The sequence below is a fragment of the Bradyrhizobium sp. AZCC 1588 genome (assembly GCF_036924735.1).
Classification (GTDB): domain Bacteria; phylum Pseudomonadota; class Alphaproteobacteria; order Rhizobiales; family Xanthobacteraceae; genus Bradyrhizobium.
The window spans coordinates 4,173,672-4,192,607 of record NZ_JAZHSC010000001.1 but is presented as its reverse complement, the minus strand read 5'-3'; the positions used below and the strand labels follow the sequence as shown (position 1 = coordinate 4,192,607).

Here is an 18,936-nt window from a genome sequence, read left to right as displayed (position 1 = left end):
ACGGGCCTTCATCCTTCGAGACGCGGCGCATGCCGCTCCTCAGGATGAGGGTCGAGCGAACAGACGAAAGAGAGATGCAGGGGCATCAGGGTTTAATGGGCAAGATCACAGGTTTCCTCGAGATCGACCGGAACGAACGCAAGTACACGCCGGTCGCCGAGCGGTTGAAGCATTATCGCGAATTCGTCATTCCCCTGAGCGAGAAGGACACCCGCGACCAGGCTGCGCGCTGCATGAATTGCGGCATCCCCTATTGCCATGGCACCGGCTCGGTAGCGCCGGGCACGCCGGGCTGCCCGGTCAATAACCAGATCCCCGATTTCAACGACCTCGTCTACCAGGGCAACTGGGAAGAAGCCTCGCGCAACCTGCACTCGACCAACAATTTCCCGGAGTTCACCGGCCGCATCTGCCCGGCGCCGTGCGAGGCGTCCTGTACGCTCAACATCGACGACAACCCGGTCACCATCAAGACGATCGAATGCGCGATCGTCGACCGCGCCTGGGACAGCGGCTGGCTGAAGCCGGAAGTCGCACCCGCCAAGACCGGCAAGAAGGTCGCGATCGTCGGCTCCGGCCCTGCAGGCCTTGCGGCCGCGCAGCAGCTCGCGCGCGCCGGCCATGACGTCCATGTCTACGAGAAGTTCGCCAAGGCGGGCGGATTGCTTCGTTACGGCATTCCCGACTTCAAGATGGAAAAGCACATCATCGACCGCCGCGTGGCGCAAATGGAGGCCGAGGGCGTGACGTTCCATTACGGCGTCCATGTCGGCGGCACGTCACAAGGTGCGATCGATCCGCGCGAGCTGCTCAACCAGTATGACGCGGTAGCCTTGACCGGCGGCGCCGAAGCCGGCCGCGATCTGCCGATCCCCGGCCGTGATCTCGACGGCATCCATTTTGCGATGGACTTCCTGCCGCAGCAAAACCGCCGCGTCTCCTCCGAGCCGCTCGGCGACGCGAAGGACATTCTCGCCGGCGGCAAGCATGTCGTCGTGATCGGCGGTGGCGACACCGGCTCCGACTGCATCGGAACTTCGTTCCGGCAGGGTGCGAAGTCCGTGACTCAACTCGAGATCATGGCGGCGCCGCCCGAGCACGAGAACAAGGGCGTGACGTGGCCGAACTGGCCGTTGAAGATGCGGACCTCGTCGAGCCAGGCCGAGGGCGCGAGCCGCGAATTCGCGGTCCTGACGCAAAAATTCTCGGGTGTCGACGGCAAGGTGCAAAAGCTGCACTGCGTGAAGGTCGACGACAAGTTCAAGCCGATTGCAGGCACCGAATTCGAGCTCGAAGCGCAGCTCGTGCTGCTCGCCATGGGCTTCGTGCATCCTGTGCACGAAGGCATGCTGAAGACGCTCGGCGTCGACCTCGACCAGCGCGGCAACGTCCGCGCCAACATGGCCGACTACAAGACCTCGCTGCCGAACCTCTTCTCCGCAGGCGACATGCGCCGCGGGCAGTCGCTGGTGGTGTGGGCAATCCGCGAAGGGCGCTTGTGCGCGCGGGCGATCGACCAGTATTTGATGGGGACGACGACGCTGCCGCGGTAGCACAACACTCAAAGCTTTTTGTGTAACCTCGTGTCCCGGACGCGGTGCAGCGTGTAACGCTGCTCCGCAGAGCCGGGACCCATGGCGCCGCTCGCATGGACCCCGGATCAGCAGCGCATCACTTCGTGCTGCGCAGCATCCGGGGAACGCACGCGGAGAGCCGAGCGCCTAATGCTGCAATCTCACCCCCAGCATCACCACCGTCGACGCCGTGCTGTTCCCCGCCAAATTCGAATCCAGCCAGTCGCGCCGCAGCGTGCCCCTGAGCCAGACATTGCGGTTCATCTTGTAGATGGCCTCGCCTGACACCGCGTAGATCTTGTCGCGCCTCGGATTGCCCTGATAGTCGAGCGAGCCCCAGGTGAACTTGCCGATCGCGGTCAGCCAGCGGCGGAAGTCGTGGTCGACTTCGACGGTGTAGACATGCGTCAGCACGCCCGACGTGCCTGGCAGCGTGGTCTCCGTGATCGTGGTGTCGGAATAGAATTTTGCCGTCGTCAGCGGCGTTGCGGTCCAGACCAGCGAGGACGAGACGAGCAGGCCTTCCAGGCGATCGAGCCTCGGATCGACATAGTCGCGCGCGGCGTAGCCGACGGCGATTTCGCCGGTCAATAGCCGCGAGAATTCGAAGCTGGTGCCGCCCTTGACGTAGCCACCACTGGAATCGCGCGCAAATCCGCTGCGGTCGAGCCTGACGTCATGCACGCGGCTGTCACCTTGCACTTCCACGAACGGCTTTATGCCCGGCTTTAAATCATAGCTGACGCGGCCGACGACGCCGTACTGGCTGAAGTTGCGGTCGTCGTTGGTCGTTGAAGTGCCGTCGGTGAGTTTTGAGTTGGTGTAGTCGGTGCGGTCGACGGTGGCGCCGGCGGAAACCTGCAGCCGGTTGAAGCTCTGGTCGACGCCGACAGTGGTGCCCAGCGTGGTGTAGATCGGATATCTGGCGAGGCCGGCCTGCACGTTCGGGCTGCCGGGATTGTCGGTCGAGACGAATAAGCGTCCCTGCGCGGTCAGCCTCGTGTCGCGGCTGACGTCGAGCCGGCCGTCGACATGGCCGATGAAGTTGGGCCGGTCGACATCGAGCGGCGCCGACAGCGGCGTGCCATCCGCGTTCGGCGCGAGATTGCTGCCGTAGCCGGTGAAGGAGCCGCGCAGATCGGCCACCAGCGCATGACGCTCCCAGTCGGAGACCGCCAAGAATTCCGGCGCGATCACATAGAACGGCTTGCCTTGCGCGGGGACGAGCCGGCCGGGATTGGTGTCGTAGCCGCCCGAGAATTCGACCGCGGATTTGATCAGGAAGCTGCCGGCGTAATCGCCGACCGCGCCGAACGGATCGTCATCGATCCTGAGACGCTTGCGCGGCGGCTGACCCATCACCGTGCCTGCCATTGCCGGCGGGATCGGAGTTTTATGCGCCGACTCCGATGGAGGAATCGACAGCCGCAGCCGCGTGTTCGACGCAATTGGCGGCGGCGGACTGCCGGGTCCGACCGGCGGCTTCGGCTTCACTTGCCCCGGATAGTATTTCGGCTTCTTGCGCTTGCGGTTGAGCGAATCGTAGCCGATGTCGGCTGCGCCGCTGGCGGCCGGCAGACCGTATTTCGGGATCTGCCCGATCCGCGACGGCGCGGGCTTGTCGCTCTCCTGCAGCTTCGGGCTGTTAAGGGGATCGTTCACCTCTGCCGCCGTCCGGCGCAGCGGCGAATCCGGCGGCGGCATCTGGCTGGTGCGCCTTGAGCTGAACAGGTCCGGCGTGAGGGTTTGCGCTCGCACTGCGGTTCCGGTCAGGGCGATCAGCGCAAGGCACGGCAAGGCTGCGCGGAAGAGGCGCGCGCGGCTGTTCCGGCCCGATGCTGGCCCCGCCATCACGATAAAATATACCCCAACAAAAACAGATACTTGGTGGACGAACGCCGAACGCTCGCGGAACACCTCGTTAATGGAGTTAAAACAATTATGGTTAATGAGCCGTTGAGGGCGGCAGCCCCGCGTCGCTTCGCCGGACGGCCCATGCTATGCAGGGGTTCGGGGCGCGAAGCCCCTCCTTCCCTGGGACAGACATGGCCAATCCGAATCCGCTGATGGTACAATCATCCGGCTCTGAACCCGCTGATGCCGCCGTCCAATCGGCGCTGCGCACGCTCGATGCCGAGGGCAGCGGCATCGCCGCGATCGCGGCGGCGCTGCAGTCCGATCTCCGCGCACCCTTTGTCGCCGCCACCGATCTGATCCGGAACGCCAAGGGACGGCTGATCGTCACTGGGCTCGGCAAGTCGGGCCATATCGGCCGCAAGGTCGCCGCGACCTTCGCCTCCACCGGCACGCCCGCCTTCTTCGTCCACGCGGCCGAAGCGAGCCATGGCGACCTCGGCATGATCACGCCGGACGATGTTATCCTGGCGCTATCGTGGTCCGGCGAGCAGCCAGAGATGAAGAATCTGATCACCTATGCCAAGCGCTTCCGCATTGCCGTGATCGCCATGACGGCGGAGCGCGAATCTTCCCTCGCCAAGGCGGCCGGCATCGCGCTGACGCTGCCGAAGGCACGCGAGGCCTGCCCGCACAATCTCGCGCCGACCACCTCTTCCCTGATGATGCTGGCGCTCGGCGACGCGCTGGCGATCGCGCTGCTGGAAGGCCGCGGCTTTACCTCGGTCGATTTCAGCGTGCTGCATCCCGGCGGCAAGCTCGGCGCGCTCCTGAAGTACACCCGCGACCTCATGCATACCGGCGACGCGGTGCCGCTGAAGCCGCTCGGCACCAGCATGTCCGAGGCGCTGGTCGAGATGACGTCCAAGGGCTTTGGCTGTGTCGGTATTGTCGATGCACGCGGCCACATCGTCGGCATTGTCACCGACGGCGACCTGCGCCGCCATATGGGGCCGCAGCTCATGTCGGCCACCGTCGACGAGGTGATGACGAGGAATCCGAAGACGATCGACCGCGACGTGCTGGCCGGTGAGGCGCTGGAGATCCTCAACTCCTCGAAGATCACGACGCTGATCGTGACCGACGCCAATAAGCCGATCGGCATCGTGCACCTGCACGATTTCCTGCGCGCGGGCGTGGCGTAACTCCCGACCTCTCCCCGTCATTGCGAGGAGCGCAAGCGACGAAGCAATCCACCTATCCGTTATGCCGCGAGATGGATTGCTTCGCTTCGCTCGCAATGACGGGGTTAGACCTTCGGAAACCGCGCCACCTTCTCCTCCAGCGGCAGCGCCAGTCCGTTCGCGAGATACGAGACGGTGCGGTAGAATCCGCACAGCAGGATGATCTCGAATATTTTCGCCTCGTCGTAATGCGCCGACAGCGCTGCGAATTCGGCGCCATCGAGCGTGGCGCGCTCATGCAGCGCATCGACGGCGGCGATCAGGGCCTGCTCTGCCGGCGACCAGCATGCGTCGGTGGCGGCGCCGAGCACGGTGGCGCGGACCTGCTCTTCCGTCAGATGCGCGGCTTCCGCGAACGTCGTGACATGCACGCCCCATTCGTACTCGCAGCCCGTTCGCGCGCAGGTGCGGTCGATGACGATCTCGCGCTCCCGCAAACTGAGCGGCCCGCGATCCAGCAGGCTGCCGGCGCGGAATTTCTCCCAGGCGCGGGCGTTGCCCGCCATGACGCGAAACAGCACGAGCGGCGGCGCGCCGCGCATGATGCGGTCGAACTGCTCGGCAATGTCAGGTGCATAAGGCGGCTCAAGTGGCGCGATGCGCGGCACGGTTTGTGACATGGCCAACTCCCTTGCTACTAATACAGTAGCAATGCTACAGTTTTTGTAGCATATTGCAAGGAGATGATGGAGCGCTAAGCCACCGCCACCGTCAGGCTGGCGCCATCGGCCTGCACTACCCTGACGCGGCTGCCGGCCGGCGCGTCGGGGCCGGCGACGCGCCAGATCGTGTCGTCGATCCGCACGGTGCCGGTGCCGCCGACGATCGGCTTTTCCAGCGTGAACTCTCGGCCGATCAGCGCCTTGGTCCGGTTGTTGAGAAACGGGTTGCTCAGGCTGCGGCTGCCTTCGCTGCGCGCAAAGTGCCGCCATGCCGGTACCGCGGCAACCGCGAACACCGCAAACATCAGGAGCTGCGTCTGCCAGGACGGGCTGATCGCAAACGAGACGAGCCCGACCAATAGCGCCGCGAGCCCGAGCCAGAACATGAAGACACCCGGCGCGAGCAATTCCAGCGCCATCAGGACGAAGCCGAAGATCAGCCAATTCCAGGTGCCTAACGTCGAGAATATGTCGGTCATGACACGAACCTCTAATCGATCCTCCAGATCAAGCTCTCACCGCTGCGGCGTGACCGGAGGCGGGGTCGGGCCAGCGTTCGGCACCGACGATGTCCGCCGTGCGGCGGCCGCAGCGGAAGCTGCGCTCTCGCCAAACGTCGCCTTGGCGATCTCGCCGATGCCGGCGAGCGAGGACAGCACGGAAGTTGCTTCCAGCGGGATCATCAGGATCTTCTGGTTCGGCGAATCCGCAAACTGTCCGAACGCCTTGATGTACTTGTCGGCGATAAAATAGTTCAACGCTGCGACATCGCCCTTGGCGATGGATTCGGAGACCATCTGCGTCGCCTTGGCTTCCGCCTCCGCCAGGCGCTCGCGCGCTTCGGCGTCGCGGAATGCGGCTTCGCGGCGGCCTTCGGCCTGCAAAATCTGACCCTGTTTGGCGCCTTCGGCGCGCAGGATTTCCGACTGGCGCTGGCCCTCGGCCTGCAGAATGTCGGCGCGCTTGACGCGCTCGGCCTTCATCTGCCGGCCCATCGCTTCCACCAGGTCGGCCGGCGGCACGATGTCCTTGATCTCGATGCGGTTGACCTTGAGCCCCCATGGCGAGACGGCCGCATCAACCACGCGCAGCAGCCGCTCGTTGATCTCGTCGCGATGCGACAGCACCTGGTCGAGGTCCATCGAACCCATCACCGAGCGGATGTTGGTCATGGTCAGAACGATGATGGCCTGCTCGAGATTGGCGACCTCGTAGCTTGCTTTCGCGGCGTCGAACACCTGGAAGAACGCGACGCCATCCACCGTCACGGTGGCGTTGTCCTTGGTGATCACCTCCTGCTCGGGAATGTTGATCACCTGCTCCATCATGTTCATCTTGCGGCCGACGCGGTCGAAATAGGGAATGATGAGGTTCAACCCCGGCGACAGCGTGCGGGTGTATTTGCCGAACCGCTCGATGGTCCAATCATAGCCCTGCGGCACCGTTTTGACGCCCGCGAACAATGTGGCAATGACAAGTAGAACAAGGGCAATCGCGAAAATGTCGAAGCCACTCATAAAGTCCCTCCAAAGCCGGCAAAGGTGCGTTGCCCGGCGCGATCTCTCATTTGTCTGCAACGGCGTAGGCCCGGTTCAGCCGGCTATTCTCAGTTTACGGTTATATAGCTAGGGAATCGTTTGCGGGCCACCAGATGTTCGTGGGCTCCGAACGGCGAGTTGGTTGTTGAGGTGGTTAAATCCAGCCTTGAAGCTCGCGCAAAACGAGTTGGCGGATCACGTCCATGCCGGGCTCGCTGTCGTTCAGGCAGGGAATTGCGGAAAATTGCTCGCCGCCGTTGTGCTTGAAAATCTCGGCGTTTTCCTGCGCGATCTCCTCCAGCGTCTCCAGGCAATCGGCGGAGAAGCCGGGCGTCACCACCACAACGCGTTTCACGCCGTCTTTCGCCAATTTTTCGATGGTCTTGTCGGTGTAGGGCTGCAGCCACTCGTCGCTGCCGAAGCGCGATTGAAATGTCAGGACCAGCTTGGAGGCATCAAGGCCCAACCGCTTGCGCAAGCTTTCTGTCGTTGCGATGCACTGCGCGTAATAGGGATCGCCCTTGTCGACATATTTCTGCGGCATGCCGTGGAACGACGCCACGATCAGTTCGGGCTGGAATGGCAGGGCCGCCAGGTGTTCTGACATCGAGACGGCGAGCGCTTCGATGTAATCGGGATTGTCGTAGTAAGGCGGGCTCACCCGCAGCGTCGGCTGCGCGCGCATGTCGGCGAGCGCGCGAAACACCTCGTCGCAGACCGTCGCCGAGGTCGCCGCGGAATATTGCGGATAGAGCGGCACCACCAGCAGGCGATCGCAGCCTTGCGCAGCCAAGGCATCGATGCGCGAGCGGATCGACGGGTTGCCGTAGCGCATCGCCCAATCGACCACGACGTGCTCGCGATCGGCGATCGCCGCCGCGAGCTTTTCGGCCTGCGACCGCGTGATGGTCTTGAGCGGGGATTCGCCTCTCTCGGCGTTCCAGATCTTCTGGTAGTCGCGCGCCTTTCTGGCCGGACGCACCCGCAGGATGATGCCGTTGAGAATCGCTTTCCAGACGAGGCCCTGATCCTCGATCACGCGCGGGTCGGAGAGGAATTCCTTCAGATAGACCCGCACCCCCTGGGCATCGGCGGTGTCGGGCGTACCCAGATTGACCAGCAGCACGCCGATGCGTTGCTCCAGGGCTGCCGGCGCCGCTGCATTTCTGGGGGGAACGACCGCGGTCATGATTTCGATGGCTTCGCGCGTTGCACCATCCTTGTCAAGATAACCGCCGGTTCGCTACGCTTCCCAACTGGCGGCTGGGCGCGCGTGCGCGGGGAGGAACCATGACGATCGCCGAGTGGTGTGTTTTCGGAACGCTGATGCTGTATTTGCTGACGATCGCATCGGTCAAATGGGCCGCCTACGGCCGTTTCGACAATGCCAAGCCGCGCGACCCCGCCTTCTACCAGGACCCGATCCGCGCCCGTGCACTTGGCGCGCATCAGAACGGCATCGAGGCCTTTCCGTTCTTCGCAGTCGCCGTGCTGCTGGCGGAATTTCGGCTCGGGCCACAGCGCCTGATCGACGAACTCGCGATTCTGTTCGTGATCGTGCGGATCGCCTATGTCTTCACCTATCTCGGCAACCGCCCAACGCTGCGCTCGATCCTCTGGACGCTGGGGTTCGCAATCAACATCGCGATCTTCTTCATGCCGGCGATCAAGGCGTATCTGCCGGCGTAGTGTGACATTGGGGGTCATACTGGTCTCTCATCGTCATTGCGAGGAGCGCAAGCGACGAAGCAATCCATGTCTCGGCAAGCGGCGCTATGGATTGCTTCGTCGCTTCGCTTCTCGCAATGACCCGGAGATAGCGGCGCGCCCGGTTTATCGCCGCGTGCAGGATCAGTTTTAGGCGCGCGCCTTAGCACCCTTTGATACAGCGGCAGGATTGGCTGATCGCTTTTTAGTTGTATCGCATTAAGATTCCCTTAGAGCGTCATCCGGTACATTAGCCCGCCACCTGAGAAACGGTGCCAAGACTGAGCTTTCCGTTTGCGGATTTCGCGCGAGAGAGCCATTGCCGCTTCCGCGGCGAACAGAGGGGGTGAAGTTTGCTTAGAGTTGCTGATCCGAGCCTAGCAGGCTCCATTTCGCCGGCTGACGACGCTCCGCAACACGTCACGGCCGAGGCAAGCAGGTCGGGACGCACGGTCGTTCGACTGTTGCTGGCAAGCTGCCTTATGCTCTTCCTCGAGCTGGCGTTGATCCGATGGCTCGGCGCGAACGTCATACACCTGTCGTATTTTTCGAATTTCGTGCTCCTGGGTTCGTTCCTCGGTATCGGCGCGGGCTTCCTCATCAGCAGGAAAAGCTGGTCCATATGGTCGGCATCGATGCCGCTGCTGAGCATTCTCGTCGTGGGCGCGCTCTGGTTCCCCGTCACGATCGAACGGGCCGGGTCCGACCTAATCTATTTCACCGCGCTCGAAACCAGCGGCCCGCCCGCTTGGCTCGCACTGCCGATCATTTTCGCGATGGTGGCAGTCATCATGGCGGGGCCAGCCGAAGTCGTGGGTCGCTGTTTCGGCAAACTGCCTCCCCTGACGGCATACCGCTACGATCTGATCGGATCGCTTCTCGGGATATCCGCGTTCACGGCTCTGAGCTTTCTGCATGCGCCGTCGGCGGCTTGGGGTTTCATCGCGTTCATCCTCTATCTGGCGTTGGCCAGCCCGTCCCGCCGGATTGTGACGTGCGCGTGGGCGCTGATGCTGGTCGGCAAGCTGTTGCTGGAGACGCTGGCTCCCGGCGTAAGCTGGTCTCCCTACTACAAGGTCACTACCAGGGAAGTCGACGTGGCGGGCTCGAAGCTGCTCGACATCGGCGTCAACGGAGTGCCCCACCAGGTGATGGCCCCCGCGAAGTGGAAGTTGGAGCAGGGTGAAGAAATTTACAGGACGCCCTATCTTCGGCTGCCCGGAAATCCCCTCGATGACGTTCTGATCATCGGAGCAGGGTCCGGGTCCGACGTGGCGATCGCCCTGAGCAAGCAGGCCCGCCATGTCGATGCAGTCGACATCGACCCGCGAATTCTCAAGATCGGCATGGAGCAGAACCCCGACCGGCCATACGCCGACAAGCGGGTGAAGATGCACACGAATGACGGACGGGCATTTCTCGAAAGCACGGACCGCAAGTACGACCTTGTTCTCTTCGCGCTGCCCGACTCGCTGACACTGGTCAGCGGGGCCTCGCAGATCCGGCTCGAGTCATTCCTGTTCACGCAGGAAGCGCTGGCGTCCGTACGCGAGCACCTGAAACCCCACGGCGCCTTCGCCATGTATAATTACTACCGCGAGCGCTGGCTCATCGACAGGCTGGCCGGAACTGCCGCCACGGCATTCGGGCACGCTCCATGCGTCGACACATTCGTCCATGCGCAAGCGGTCATCACGATCGGGATGACAGCCGCGGACCAGCGCTGCGAAACGACCTGGACCCCGGATTCGCGCGATGGCGTGGTTTCTCCGGCAACCGACAATACGCCGTTTCTCTATTTCAAGGGCGGCTCTTTCCCTCCGCTCTATACGATTACGCTACTCGCTGTTCTCCTGACGTCCCTCGTCGCCGTACGCACGCTGGGGGGGCCGCTGCGGGACATGCGCCCCTATGCCGACCTGTTCTTCATGGGGGCGGCGTTCCTGCTGCTGGAGACCAAGAACGTGGCGACCTTTGCGCTCCTTTTCGGCACCACGTGGTTCGTCAACGCGCTGGTCTTCGCCGGCGTCCTAGTCATCGTGCTCGCTGCGGTGGAGACGACGCGGAAGTTCCGGACGCCATCACTGCCCGTAGTCTACGCCGGGGTCGCCGCATCTCTGGCCTTGGCCTGGGTCATCCGTCCCGAGTGGCTGCTGCCTCTCCCCTTCGCGCCCAGGCTGCTGGCTGCGACCCTACTGGCATTCCTGCCGATCTATCTGGCGAACGTAGCCTTCTCGAAGCGCTTCCAGAGTTCGTCGGACGCGCAGTCCGCATTTGCAATCAACCTGCTGGGAGCGATCGTCGGCGGTTGCCTGGAATATGCAGCGCTGATTACCGGATACAACAATCTCCTGATCGTGACGGGCCTGCTCTACCTCGCGGCTTTCCTCCTGATGCCCCGAACCGTCGCTCGTTCCGGATGACGGGACATCTTGGGTTCAGGGTGGGCACGTCGCTTACGCTCCTTTGCCCACCCTATGACTTCGCGCCGCGGCCCCTCCATGTCATTGCGAGCGCAGCGAAGCAATCCATTGTCCCTCGCCCGCGGATGGATGGATTGCTTCGCGGAGCCTGTCATTGGCCGGCGCTTTGCGCCGACCCGTTGGCTCGCAACGAAGATAGTTTCGCGCTCCCGCAACGCACATCTCACGCCGCGAGATGCTTCTCCCGCGTCGCGATCAGGTCGCGGATCGGCTTTGCTATCGGGACGGGACGATGGGTCTGCTGATCGGTGTTCACCCAGACGATCTCGCCGGTCACCAGCGCATCGCCGCCGCCTTTGAGGAAAATCGCAAGCTCGAAGGTCATGCTCGAATTGCCGATCCGCGCCACGCGCGCGCCGACCTCGAGCTCCCAGTCGAAGCGGACTGGCGCCTTGTACTCAATGACGGATTTGACGACGTGAAAATCGACGCCGGATTGCCTCGCATCGGCATATTGATCATAGCCGAGCGCGCGGAAATATTCCGTGATGGTGGTGTCGAAATAGGTCAGGTAATGCGCGTTGAAGACGACGCCCTGGCCGTCGATCTCGGAGTAGCGCACCCGGAACGGGTGGAAGAACCAGAATTGCTCGCGTGACATGGGATCCCCGGCTTTACGTGTTCTGCCGCCTGCATAGCGCAGCGAACCAATTTCATAAAGCCGGGCAACTTGCGTTACCGAAATAGAGTTGCGGAATCTAGCGCGGTAGATTGTCGTCCCTGCCTCCGTGCGCAATCGCGCACTCGGCGCAGGGACCCGTACGCCGTGCCGCAAGTTTTGAGAGACCCTGTTCGACGGCTTTCGTCCACCAACTTAGTCCTGTGGTTATGGGCCCCTGCGCGTTCGCAGGGACGACAGTTCGTAGCGTGGATCAGAGACACGTCGCGCGTTCGGCGGCGAGGTAGCCGAACAACAGGCCGAGGCCGAACAGCAGCACCAGGCCGGCGGCGCCGAATTCGATGCCGCGCATGATCAGCGCGCCGCCGCCCTCGCGCCCTGCGCTCAACCGCTTTGCCAGGCCCTTCGCCGATACGGCGATCACGGCGATGGCGGCGACCGTGATCGCGGTCCCGAGGCCCATCACGAAGGTCGCGGCGATGCCGGCCAGGAACAGGCCCTGCGCCAGCGAGAATACCAGCACCAGGATGGCGCCCGAGCAGGGCCGCATGCCGACGGCAAAGATCGTCCCGAGGCCGCGCCGCCAGCCGCCGGGACCGGCGAGTTGGTCCGGTGTCGGCCCGTGCGAATGGCCGCAATGCTCATCATGAACATGGGCATGGCCGTGGTCATGACCATGGCCGTGATGATCGCCGTGATCATGATGATGGTGATGGGCATGGCCGTGATCATGATCGTGATGATGAGCCGCGGCCGATGCCATCGCCAGCTCCGGCTTCGCCTGCAGCGCGCGCATAAAACCGCCGCCCTTGGTCCAGACCAGCCGGGCGCCCAGCGCCGCGATCAGCGCGTAGCTGACGATCTCGATCGCCTTCTCCGCAGAGCACATCGTCTTGGCGGTGGAAGAGAGCAGCCAGGCGAAGACGGCCACGATCGCGACCGCCACCAACGCCTGCAGGAACGCCGAGGCGAACGACAACACGATGCCGCGCCGCGCGGTTTCCTCATTGGCGACGAGATAGGACGAGATCACCGCTTTGCCGTGGCCGGGGCCGGCGGCATGAAAAATGCCGTAAGCAAAGGAGATTCCAAGCAGCGTCCAGACTGCGCTGCCGTCCGATTTCGCCGCGCGGATGGTAGCGGACATTTCGCGGTAGAATTCGGATTGCTTGGCCAAAATCCATCCGATCACGCCGCCGACCTGCGGCTCGGCCGCGGGACGTGGACCACCGAACGGATTCTGCGCCATCAGCGCATGCAAGGCAGCATCGAAAATCGCAACGGCCGCGATCGCCGCGGCCGTCATTGCGATCCCTCGCGCGAGGCTCGTGGGGAGCATCCGCCTCATGGGCAGTTCACCATGATCTTGTTGGCGAACATCGCGCCATAATTGGAATTGTCGCCGTTCAAGAAATTCTGCTCGTTCAGGCGCTGGGTGTTGGCGGTCTCGTCGTTCGGCCGCTGGAATTGCATCTGGCAGGCGGCGGGCGCGCCGATCAGCTTGACCGGATCCTTGTCTTCGAACTTGAAGTCGATGAAGTAGGAGGGATCGAATACTTCCAGCGCCAACTGCTTCGAGGTCGCCGGCGCCTTCAGCGGCAGCACGAAATGCAGCGTCAGCGCGCTGTCCTTGTATTCGAGGTAATAGTCGACCGGCTCCTCGAATTTCGCCTTCTTGCCGTCGGCCTTGGCGAAGGTGAAATAGGCGAAGTCCTTCAGCGACTCGACGTTGGTCTGTGCCAGCGGCGCCAGTTCCTCGCGGGTATAGACGCCCTTGGTCTTGGTCGCGACGCCCTGCAGCGCGTAGGTCGAGAACATGTCATCGAACGTCCAGGCGTGACGCACACCCGTCATCACCCCGTCGGGCGCGTAGACCACCTCGCTCCTGGCGGTGATCCAGACATGGGGATGGGCCTCGGCCGCGGCTGTGCCGAACGACAACGCGACGATCAAGCCGAACAGTACACGCAACACGTTGTCCCCGCGAAAGCGGGGAGCCATACGCCGTGTCGTCTCTGTTTGACAGTGTGACAAAGGCTGTTCCTTCACAACGAATACCAGAGGTTATAGGTCCCTGCGCCAAGTGCGCAATTGCGCACAAGGCAGGGACGACTCGTGGAAGCGGCGCCGGCCAATCAGGCCGCCGGCGTTGCTTCGAGCAGGCCGCGCCGGCGCAACAACGCGTCGGCCTCCGGCTCGCGGCCGCGGAAGGCGATATAGGCGTCCTCGGGGTCGCGCGAGCCGCCCGACGAATAGATGTCGTCGTGCAGGCGTTTTGCCACCGCGGGATCGAAGATGTCGCCGGCCTCCTCGAACGCGCCGAAGGCGTCGGCGTCCATCACTTCCGACCACATGTAGCTGTAGTAGCCCGATGCGTAATGATCGCCGGAGAAGATGTGGCCGAATTGGGTCGGCCGGTGCCGTAGCGCGATTTCGGCGGGCATGCCGATCTTCTCCAGCTCCGCCTTTTCGAACGCCGCCACGTCGCGGCTGGCGGCGGCTGGCTGGGTATGGAATTCGAGATCGACCAGCGCCGAGGAGACGAACTCCACGGTGGCAAAGCCCTGGTTGAATTTTCGCGCGGCGAGGAAGCGCTGCAGCAGGTCGTCCGGCAGCGGCTCGCCGGTCTGGTAGTGCTTGGCGAACTGCCGCAGCACCTGCGGCTGCTCCTGCCAATGCTCGTAGAGCTGCGAGGGCAGCTCGACGAAATCGGTGAACACGGATGTCCCCGACAGCGAGGGATAGGTCACATTGGACAGCATGCCGTGCAGGCCGTGGCCGAATTCGTGGAACAGGGTGCGCGCATCGTCCGGCGACAGCAGCGACGGCTGGCCGTCCGCGCCCTTGGCGAAATTGCAGACATTGATGATCAGCGGGGCGACGTCGACGTCGAGCTTCTGCTGGTCGCGCAGCGAGGTCATCCAGGCGCCGGAGCGCTTTGAGGGCCTGGCGAAATAATCGCCATAGAACAGCGCCTTGTGCTTGCCGGCGGCGTCCTTGACCTCCCAGACCCGGACGTCCGGATGCCAGACCGGAATGTCCTTGCGCTCGGAGAAGGTGATCCCGAACAGGCGGGTGGCGCAGTCGAAGGCGGCCTCGATCATGTGGTCGAGCACCAGATAGGGCTTTATCGCCGCGTCGTCGAAATCGGCCCGCCGCTGCCGCAGCTTTTCGGCGTAGTAGCGCCAATCCCACGGGGCGAGCGCGAAGTTGCCGCCCTCCTCCGCGATCAGCCCCTGCAGCGCGTCGCGGTCGGCGAGCGCCTGCTCCCGGGCCGGCTTCCAGACCCGCTCCAGCAGGCTGCGCACCGCCTCCGGCGTCTTGGCCATGGAATCCTCCAGCCGGTAGGCGGCGTAGGTCGGAAAGCCCATGATCCTGGCGGCCTCCTCGCGGAGCGCAAGGATCTCGACGATGGTGGCGTTGTTGTCGTTGGCGTTGCCATTGTCGCCCCGCGCAGTGAAGGCCTTGAAGACCTTCTCGCGCAAGTCGCGGCGGGATGAGCTCTTCAGGAACGGCTCGACCGAGGAGCGCGACAACGTCACAATCGCCTTGCCCGCCATGCCGCGCTCTTCAGCGGCGGCCTTGGCCGCGGCGACGAAGGCCTCGGGAAGGCCGTCACGGTCGTCATCGCCGAGCTCCATGAACCAGTCCTGCTCGTCGCCGAGCAGATGATGGCTGAACGAGGTGCCGAGCTGGGCCAGCCGCTCGTTGATCTCGGCCCGGCGCTTCTTGGCGACCTCGTCGAGGCCGGCGCCGGCGCGGTAGAAGTTGGTGTAGGTGCGCTCCAGGAGCCGCATCTGTTCGCCGCTCAGGCCGAGCGTGGCGCGGTTCTCGTGCAGCAGCGCTATGCGCCCGAACATCACCGCGTTCATCATGATCGGGTTCCAGTGCCGCGCCATCCGCAAGGAGACTTCCGTGTCGATCTCCAGGATCGCCGGATTGGAGTGCGCCGAGACCAGGTCGTAGAACACGGCAGAGACCTTCGCGAGCAGCTTGCCCGAGCGCTCCAGCGCCGTGATGGTGTTGGCGAAGTCCGGCACCGAGGGATCGTGGGTGATCGCCGCGATCTCGGCGGCGTGATCGGCAAAGGCCTGCGCGAAGGCGGGCAGGAAGTGTTCCGGCTGGATCTCGCTGAAGGGCGGTGTCTCGAACGGCGTCTGCCACGGCCGGAGCAGCGGGTTTTCGCCAGCTTCCGAAGGGGCCGCCGTCTGCAGGGTTTCTGACATCACAATTCCCGTTTTTGCCTCGTTTTCTTGGGCTGAAACCGGTACCGATTTCGCTCGAAAACGCTCCAGAAGATGCGGCAATCTATAGCACGCGATGCGGCATTTTTGGGCCTTTTGCGCTTGATAGCGAGGGCCTTTTCGGAGAGATTGCGCCCCCAGAACAGGACCTTTTTCATGAGCCCACAGCCCGCCTCCACATCCTCCCGCCAGATCGTCTGGCCGAGCGTCATCACCGTCATTTCGGCGGCGATCCTTATCGGCGCGGAAGTGTTCGGCGCGGCGTTTGCCGGCGGCTGGGCGCTCGCGATCCTGTTCGGCCTCGACGACACCAGCGCGCACATCCTCCAGGCGGTGCTGTTCGGCATCGGCGTGATGATCATGGTGGCGTTTATCCGCGGCGCGCAGCGCATCGAGCCGTTCTTCAAGCGCGTCAGGCGCGCTTGAAGAAAGCGCTGCGGCACAGGCGCTAAAGCGTTCATCGCCTGCCTGAGAAAATCTTAACTTCCATTCATGTTTGTCGTGAGCCGTGCGCGCTGCGAACGCTTTCGTAAGCACACGTCGGGGAAATTTGTCCCCAGCCTAAAAAAATTCTTGCGCAGCAGAATCAAAAGTCTTATTTCCAGCCTTGCCCAATTTCGCACGTGCCTGTGGTCGTGTGTCAGTCGGTAGGTATCCGGACAAGAGGCCGGACAGCCGCCAAGGGATGAAGAACCGAGGGTCGCTCCTGTTCGAGTGGCCAGCATCTCTCTCAAGAGATGCCGTTGAAGGTCTCTCCATCTTTTGCAACCGTGACTGGCAGCCGGAGGCGAACCGGCGCACCCCGCTCTCAACGGGGGACGCGACTTAAAGCAACGACGGATCGGGCTTTTTTGGTCTCTACCGGCATTCCACCGCCGGCGCGGGCTACTGAAAAGGCTTGTCCTTCATTGCCAGGTGAGCGGGCGGGAAAATTCCCAACCAATCCACGGCAGCACAATTCGGTTCTTGAGTTCGAGGCTTCGTCGCGTCTCCATCGTGCGGCAACGCCAAAGCACTCACGTCCGAGATCAAATTTGAACGGGACCCGTCGCTGGGCCGTTTGGAGGGTGCTATGACCGAACGTATTCAGGAATTCCTGCGTAACCGCCGCAGCGAGGGCCAGGACACCGAGCCGTGCCTCGTCGTCGACCTCGAGGTCGTGCGCGACAATTACCAGACCTTTGCCAAGGCGCTGCCCGACAGTCGCGTGTTCTACGCGGTGAAGGCCAATCCGGCCCCCGAAGTGCTGTCGCTGCTCGCCTCCATGGGCTCCTGCTTCGACACCGCAACCGTTGCCGAAATCGAAATGGCGATGGCTGCCGGTGCGACGCCGGACCGCATCTCCTATGGCAACACGATCAAGAAGGAGCGCGACATCGCGCGCGCCTTCGCGCTCGGCATTCGCCTGTTCGCGGTCGACTGCGCCGCCGAAGTCGAGAAGATCGCGCGCGCCGCTCCCGGCGCAAAAGTGTTCTGCCGCATCCTCTATGACTGCGCCGGCGCCGAATGGCCGCTGTCGCGGAAGTTCGGCTGCGACCCGGAGATGGCGGTCGAGGTGCTCGACCTCGCCAAGCGCCTGGGGCTGGAGCCGGTCGGCATCTCGTTCCATGTCGGCTCGCAGCAGCGCAAGGTGAAGGCGTGGGACCGCGCGCTGGCGATGGCCTCGACGGTGTTCCGGGACTGCGCGGAGCGCGGGATCAACCTGTCCATGGTCAACATGGGCGGCGGTTTCCCGACCAAGTACCTCAAGGACGTTCCTCCGGTCGTGCAGTATGGCCGGTCGATCTTCCGTGCGCTGCGCAAGCACTTCGGCAACCAGATCCCGGAGACCATCATCGAGCCGGGCCGCGGCATGGTCGGCAACGCCGGCATCATCGAGACCGAAGTCGTCCTGATCTCCAGGAAGAGCGACGAGGACGAGGTGCGCTGGGTGTATCTCGACATCGGCAAGTTCGGCGGTCTCGCCGAGACGATGGACGAGTCGATCCGCTACGCCATCCGCACGCCGCATGACGGCGCGGAGATGACGCCGTGCGTGCTCGCAGGCCCCACCTGCGATAGCGCCGACGTGCTGTACGAGAAGATGCCGTACCCGCTTCCGGTGACGCTCGAGATTGGCGACAAGCTGTTGATCGAAGGCACCGGGGCCTACACGTCGACTTACTCGTCGGTGGCGTTCAACGGCATCCCGCCGCTCAGGACCTACCACATCTGAGCTGCCTCTTTTTGAGGCTTGAATAACGAGAGCCGGTGCGCCGGCTCCCTCCCCTGACATTGCCAATCAATGACAACGCTTTGCGCGGCTTGATCGCCGTTGCGAGCGGGGACTGACGTGCCATGACTGCCTTGCGGAAGACCACTGTCGCCCTCACCCCGAAAGCCACTCCGTTCGCGATCCGTGCGGAGCGAGCGTCGGACGTCGCCGCGCGCGAAGCGCTGCTGGATGCCTGCTTTGGCGACAACCGCCATATGCGCGCCTGCCAGCGCCTGCGCGACGGACGCGCGCCCGCCGAAGGCCTCAGCCTTTCGGCCGTGAGCCAGGGCCGGCTGGTCGGTACGTTGCGGTTGTGGCACGTCAGCGCCGGGGGCATCCCGGCGCTCATGCTCGGCCCGCTGGCGGTGGAGGCATCCTCTCGCCAGCTCGGGGTCGGGGCTGCGCTGATGGACCACGCGCTCGCGGCGGCGAAGGCGCGTGGCCATCGCGCGGTAGTCCTGCTCGGCGATGCGCCCTACTACGCCCGCTTCGGCTTCTCGGCCGCGAAGACCGGCGAGCTGTCGCTGCCAGGCGCCTTCGAGCGCGACCGCCTGCTCGGCCTGGAGTTTTGCGAAGGCGCGCTTGACGGCGCCTGCGGCATGATCGTTCCGACCGGTGCACGCTTGCCGCAAACAAAGGCAGTGCGGGCCAGGAAGGCGAAGACCTTGCTCCTGCCGCGCGTGGCCTGATCGTCAGGGACATTCTCGTGCGTCGCTGGAGCGCCGGCGCGCCGCCGGCCTCCGACTTCACCCGGCAT

At 63.7% G+C, this 18,936-nt stretch carries 16 protein-coding genes; 7 read left to right on the top strand and 9 right to left on the bottom strand.

Annotated features, from left to right (window positions below):
- Positions 1 to 95 precede the first annotated feature (95 nt).
- On the top strand, positions 96 to 1,553 hold the full coding sequence (locus tag V1277_RS19655) for a glutamate synthase subunit beta (RefSeq protein WP_334370322.1): 1,458 nt from the start codon (positions 96 to 98) through the stop codon (positions 1,551 to 1,553).
- A 168-nt stretch (positions 1,554 to 1,721) separates the two neighbouring features.
- Here the strand turns inward: V1277_RS19655 and V1277_RS19650 are convergent, their stop codons facing one another.
- On the bottom strand, positions 1,722 to 3,425 hold the full coding sequence (locus V1277_RS19650; protein ID WP_334417723.1) for an outer membrane beta-barrel protein: 1,704 nt from the start codon (positions 3,423 to 3,425) through the stop codon (positions 1,722 to 1,724).
- Between the two features lie 194 nt (positions 3,426 to 3,619).
- On the opposite strand from V1277_RS19650, the gene V1277_RS19645 reads away from it, so the two are divergent.
- The gene (locus tag V1277_RS19645; protein ID WP_334417722.1) at positions 3,620 to 4,633 is read left to right on the top strand and encodes a KpsF/GutQ family sugar-phosphate isomerase; all 1,014 of its coding nucleotides are present in this window, start codon (positions 3,620 to 3,622) and stop codon (positions 4,631 to 4,633) included.
- 104 nt (positions 4,634 to 4,737) lie between these two features.
- Here the strand turns inward: V1277_RS19645 and V1277_RS19640 are convergent, their stop codons facing one another.
- From V1277_RS19640 to hemH, 4 genes are all read right to left on the bottom strand, one after another.
- Positions 4,738 to 5,292 (bottom strand): carboxymuconolactone decarboxylase family protein, encoded by a 555-nt coding sequence (locus tag V1277_RS19640; protein WP_334417721.1) that lies wholly within the window; start codon positions 5,290 to 5,292, stop codon positions 4,738 to 4,740.
- 74 nt (positions 5,293 to 5,366) lie between these two features.
- Positions 5,367 to 5,813 (bottom strand): NfeD family protein, encoded by a 447-nt coding sequence (locus V1277_RS19635; RefSeq protein WP_334370326.1) that lies wholly within the window; start codon positions 5,811 to 5,813, stop codon positions 5,367 to 5,369.
- A 36-nt stretch (positions 5,814 to 5,849) separates the two neighbouring features.
- A complete protein-coding gene (locus V1277_RS19630; protein WP_334417720.1) occupies positions 5,850 to 6,851 on the bottom strand; it encodes an SPFH domain-containing protein in 1,002 nt (333 codons plus the stop codon).
- A 175-nt stretch (positions 6,852 to 7,026) separates the two neighbouring features.
- Positions 7,027 to 8,061 (bottom strand): ferrochelatase, encoded by a 1,035-nt coding sequence (gene hemH / locus V1277_RS19625; protein ID WP_334417719.1) that lies wholly within the window; start codon positions 8,059 to 8,061, stop codon positions 7,027 to 7,029.
- 101 nt (positions 8,062 to 8,162) lie between these two features.
- On the opposite strand from hemH, the gene V1277_RS19620 reads away from it, so the two are divergent.
- Complete coding sequence (locus tag V1277_RS19620) at positions 8,163 to 8,561, top strand: MAPEG family protein (RefSeq protein ID WP_334370329.1); 399 nt, start codon at positions 8,163 to 8,165, stop codon at positions 8,559 to 8,561.
- 500 nt (positions 8,562 to 9,061) lie between these two features.
- Positions 9,062 to 11,002, top strand: coding sequence for a hypothetical protein (locus V1277_RS19615; protein WP_334417718.1), 1,941 nt, complete (start codon positions 9,062 to 9,064; stop codon positions 11,000 to 11,002).
- Positions 11,003 to 11,225: 223 nt separating this feature from the next.
- Here V1277_RS19615 and V1277_RS19610 read toward each other — a convergent pair whose 3' ends face one another.
- From V1277_RS19610 to V1277_RS19595, 4 genes are all read right to left on the bottom strand, one after another.
- Positions 11,226 to 11,663, bottom strand: a complete 438-nt coding sequence (locus tag V1277_RS19610) for an acyl-CoA thioesterase (protein WP_334417717.1) — start codon at positions 11,661 to 11,663, stop codon at positions 11,226 to 11,228.
- A 271-nt stretch (positions 11,664 to 11,934) separates the two neighbouring features.
- Positions 11,935 to 12,987 (bottom strand): nickel/cobalt transporter, encoded by a 1,053-nt coding sequence (locus tag V1277_RS19605; RefSeq protein ID WP_442894502.1) that lies wholly within the window; start codon positions 12,985 to 12,987, stop codon positions 11,935 to 11,937.
- A gap of 38 nt (positions 12,988 to 13,025) precedes the next feature.
- Complete coding sequence (locus V1277_RS19600) at positions 13,026 to 13,682, bottom strand: DUF1007 family protein (protein ID WP_334417715.1); 657 nt, start codon at positions 13,680 to 13,682, stop codon at positions 13,026 to 13,028.
- A gap of 134 nt (positions 13,683 to 13,816) precedes the next feature.
- Positions 13,817 to 15,907, bottom strand: a complete 2,091-nt coding sequence (locus V1277_RS19595; RefSeq protein WP_334417714.1) for a M3 family metallopeptidase — start codon at positions 15,905 to 15,907, stop codon at positions 13,817 to 13,819.
- Between the two features lie 174 nt (positions 15,908 to 16,081).
- Here V1277_RS19595 and V1277_RS19590 point away from each other — a divergent pair, with 174 nt between their 5' ends.
- The 3 genes from V1277_RS19590 to V1277_RS19580 all read left to right on the top strand — a co-directional run bounded on the left by V1277_RS19590 (position 16,082) and on the right by V1277_RS19580 (position 18,868).
- Positions 16,082 to 16,351, top strand: a complete 270-nt coding sequence (locus tag V1277_RS19590; RefSeq protein ID WP_334370336.1) for a hypothetical protein — start codon at positions 16,082 to 16,084, stop codon at positions 16,349 to 16,351.
- Between the two features lie 646 nt (positions 16,352 to 16,997).
- A complete protein-coding gene (locus V1277_RS19585) occupies positions 16,998 to 18,140 on the top strand; it encodes a type III PLP-dependent enzyme (protein WP_213288903.1) in 1,143 nt (380 codons plus the stop codon).
- 122 nt (positions 18,141 to 18,262) lie between these two features.
- On the top strand, positions 18,263 to 18,868 hold the full coding sequence (locus tag V1277_RS19580) for a GNAT family N-acetyltransferase (RefSeq protein WP_334417713.1): 606 nt from the start codon (positions 18,263 to 18,265) through the stop codon (positions 18,866 to 18,868).
- Positions 18,869 to 18,936 lie beyond the last annotated feature (68 nt).

Bases quoted from the DNA above. Each gene is read 5' to 3' on its own strand.
- V1277_RS19645 (WP_334417722.1), top strand. From the start codon at position 3,620: ATGGCCAATCCGAATCCGCTGATGGTACAATCATCCGGCTCTGAACCC.
- V1277_RS19630 (WP_334417720.1), bottom strand. From the start codon at position 6,851: ATGAGTGGCTTCGACATTTTCGCGATTGCCCTTGTTCTACTTGTCATT.
- V1277_RS19600 (WP_334417715.1), bottom strand. From the start codon at position 13,682: ATGGCTCCCCGCTTTCGCGGGGACAACGTGTTGCGTGTACTGTTCGGC.
- V1277_RS19595 (WP_334417714.1), bottom strand. From the start codon at position 15,907: ATGTCAGAAACCCTGCAGACGGCGGCCCCTTCGGAAGCTGGCGAAAAC.
- V1277_RS19590 (WP_334370336.1), top strand. From the start codon at position 16,082: ATGAGCCCACAGCCCGCCTCCACATCCTCCCGCCAGATCGTCTGGCCG.
- V1277_RS19580 (WP_334417713.1), top strand. From the start codon at position 18,263: ATGACTGCCTTGCGGAAGACCACTGTCGCCCTCACCCCGAAAGCCACT.
- V1277_RS19610 (WP_334417717.1), bottom strand. From the start codon at position 11,663: ATGTCACGCGAGCAATTCTGGTTCTTCCACCCGTTCCGGGTGCGCTAC.
- V1277_RS19650 (WP_334417723.1), bottom strand. From the start codon at position 3,425: ATGGCGGGGCCAGCATCGGGCCGGAACAGCCGCGCGCGCCTCTTCCGC.
- V1277_RS19585 (WP_213288903.1), top strand. From the start codon at position 16,998: ATGACCGAACGTATTCAGGAATTCCTGCGTAACCGCCGCAGCGAGGGC.
- V1277_RS19620 (WP_334370329.1), top strand. From the start codon at position 8,163: ATGACGATCGCCGAGTGGTGTGTTTTCGGAACGCTGATGCTGTATTTG.
- V1277_RS19615 (WP_334417718.1), top strand. From the start codon at position 9,062: ATGCTCTTCCTCGAGCTGGCGTTGATCCGATGGCTCGGCGCGAACGTC.
- V1277_RS19635 (WP_334370326.1), bottom strand. From the start codon at position 5,813: ATGACCGACATATTCTCGACGTTAGGCACCTGGAATTGGCTGATCTTC.
- hemH (WP_334417719.1), bottom strand. From the start codon at position 8,061: ATGACCGCGGTCGTTCCCCCCAGAAATGCAGCGGCGCCGGCAGCCCTG.
- V1277_RS19655 (WP_334370322.1), top strand. From the start codon at position 96: ATGGGCAAGATCACAGGTTTCCTCGAGATCGACCGGAACGAACGCAAG.
- V1277_RS19640 (WP_334417721.1), bottom strand. From the start codon at position 5,292: ATGTCACAAACCGTGCCGCGCATCGCGCCACTTGAGCCGCCTTATGCA.
- V1277_RS19605 (WP_442894502.1), bottom strand. From the start codon at position 12,987: ATGACGGCCGCGGCGATCGCGGCCGTTGCGATTTTCGATGCTGCCTTG.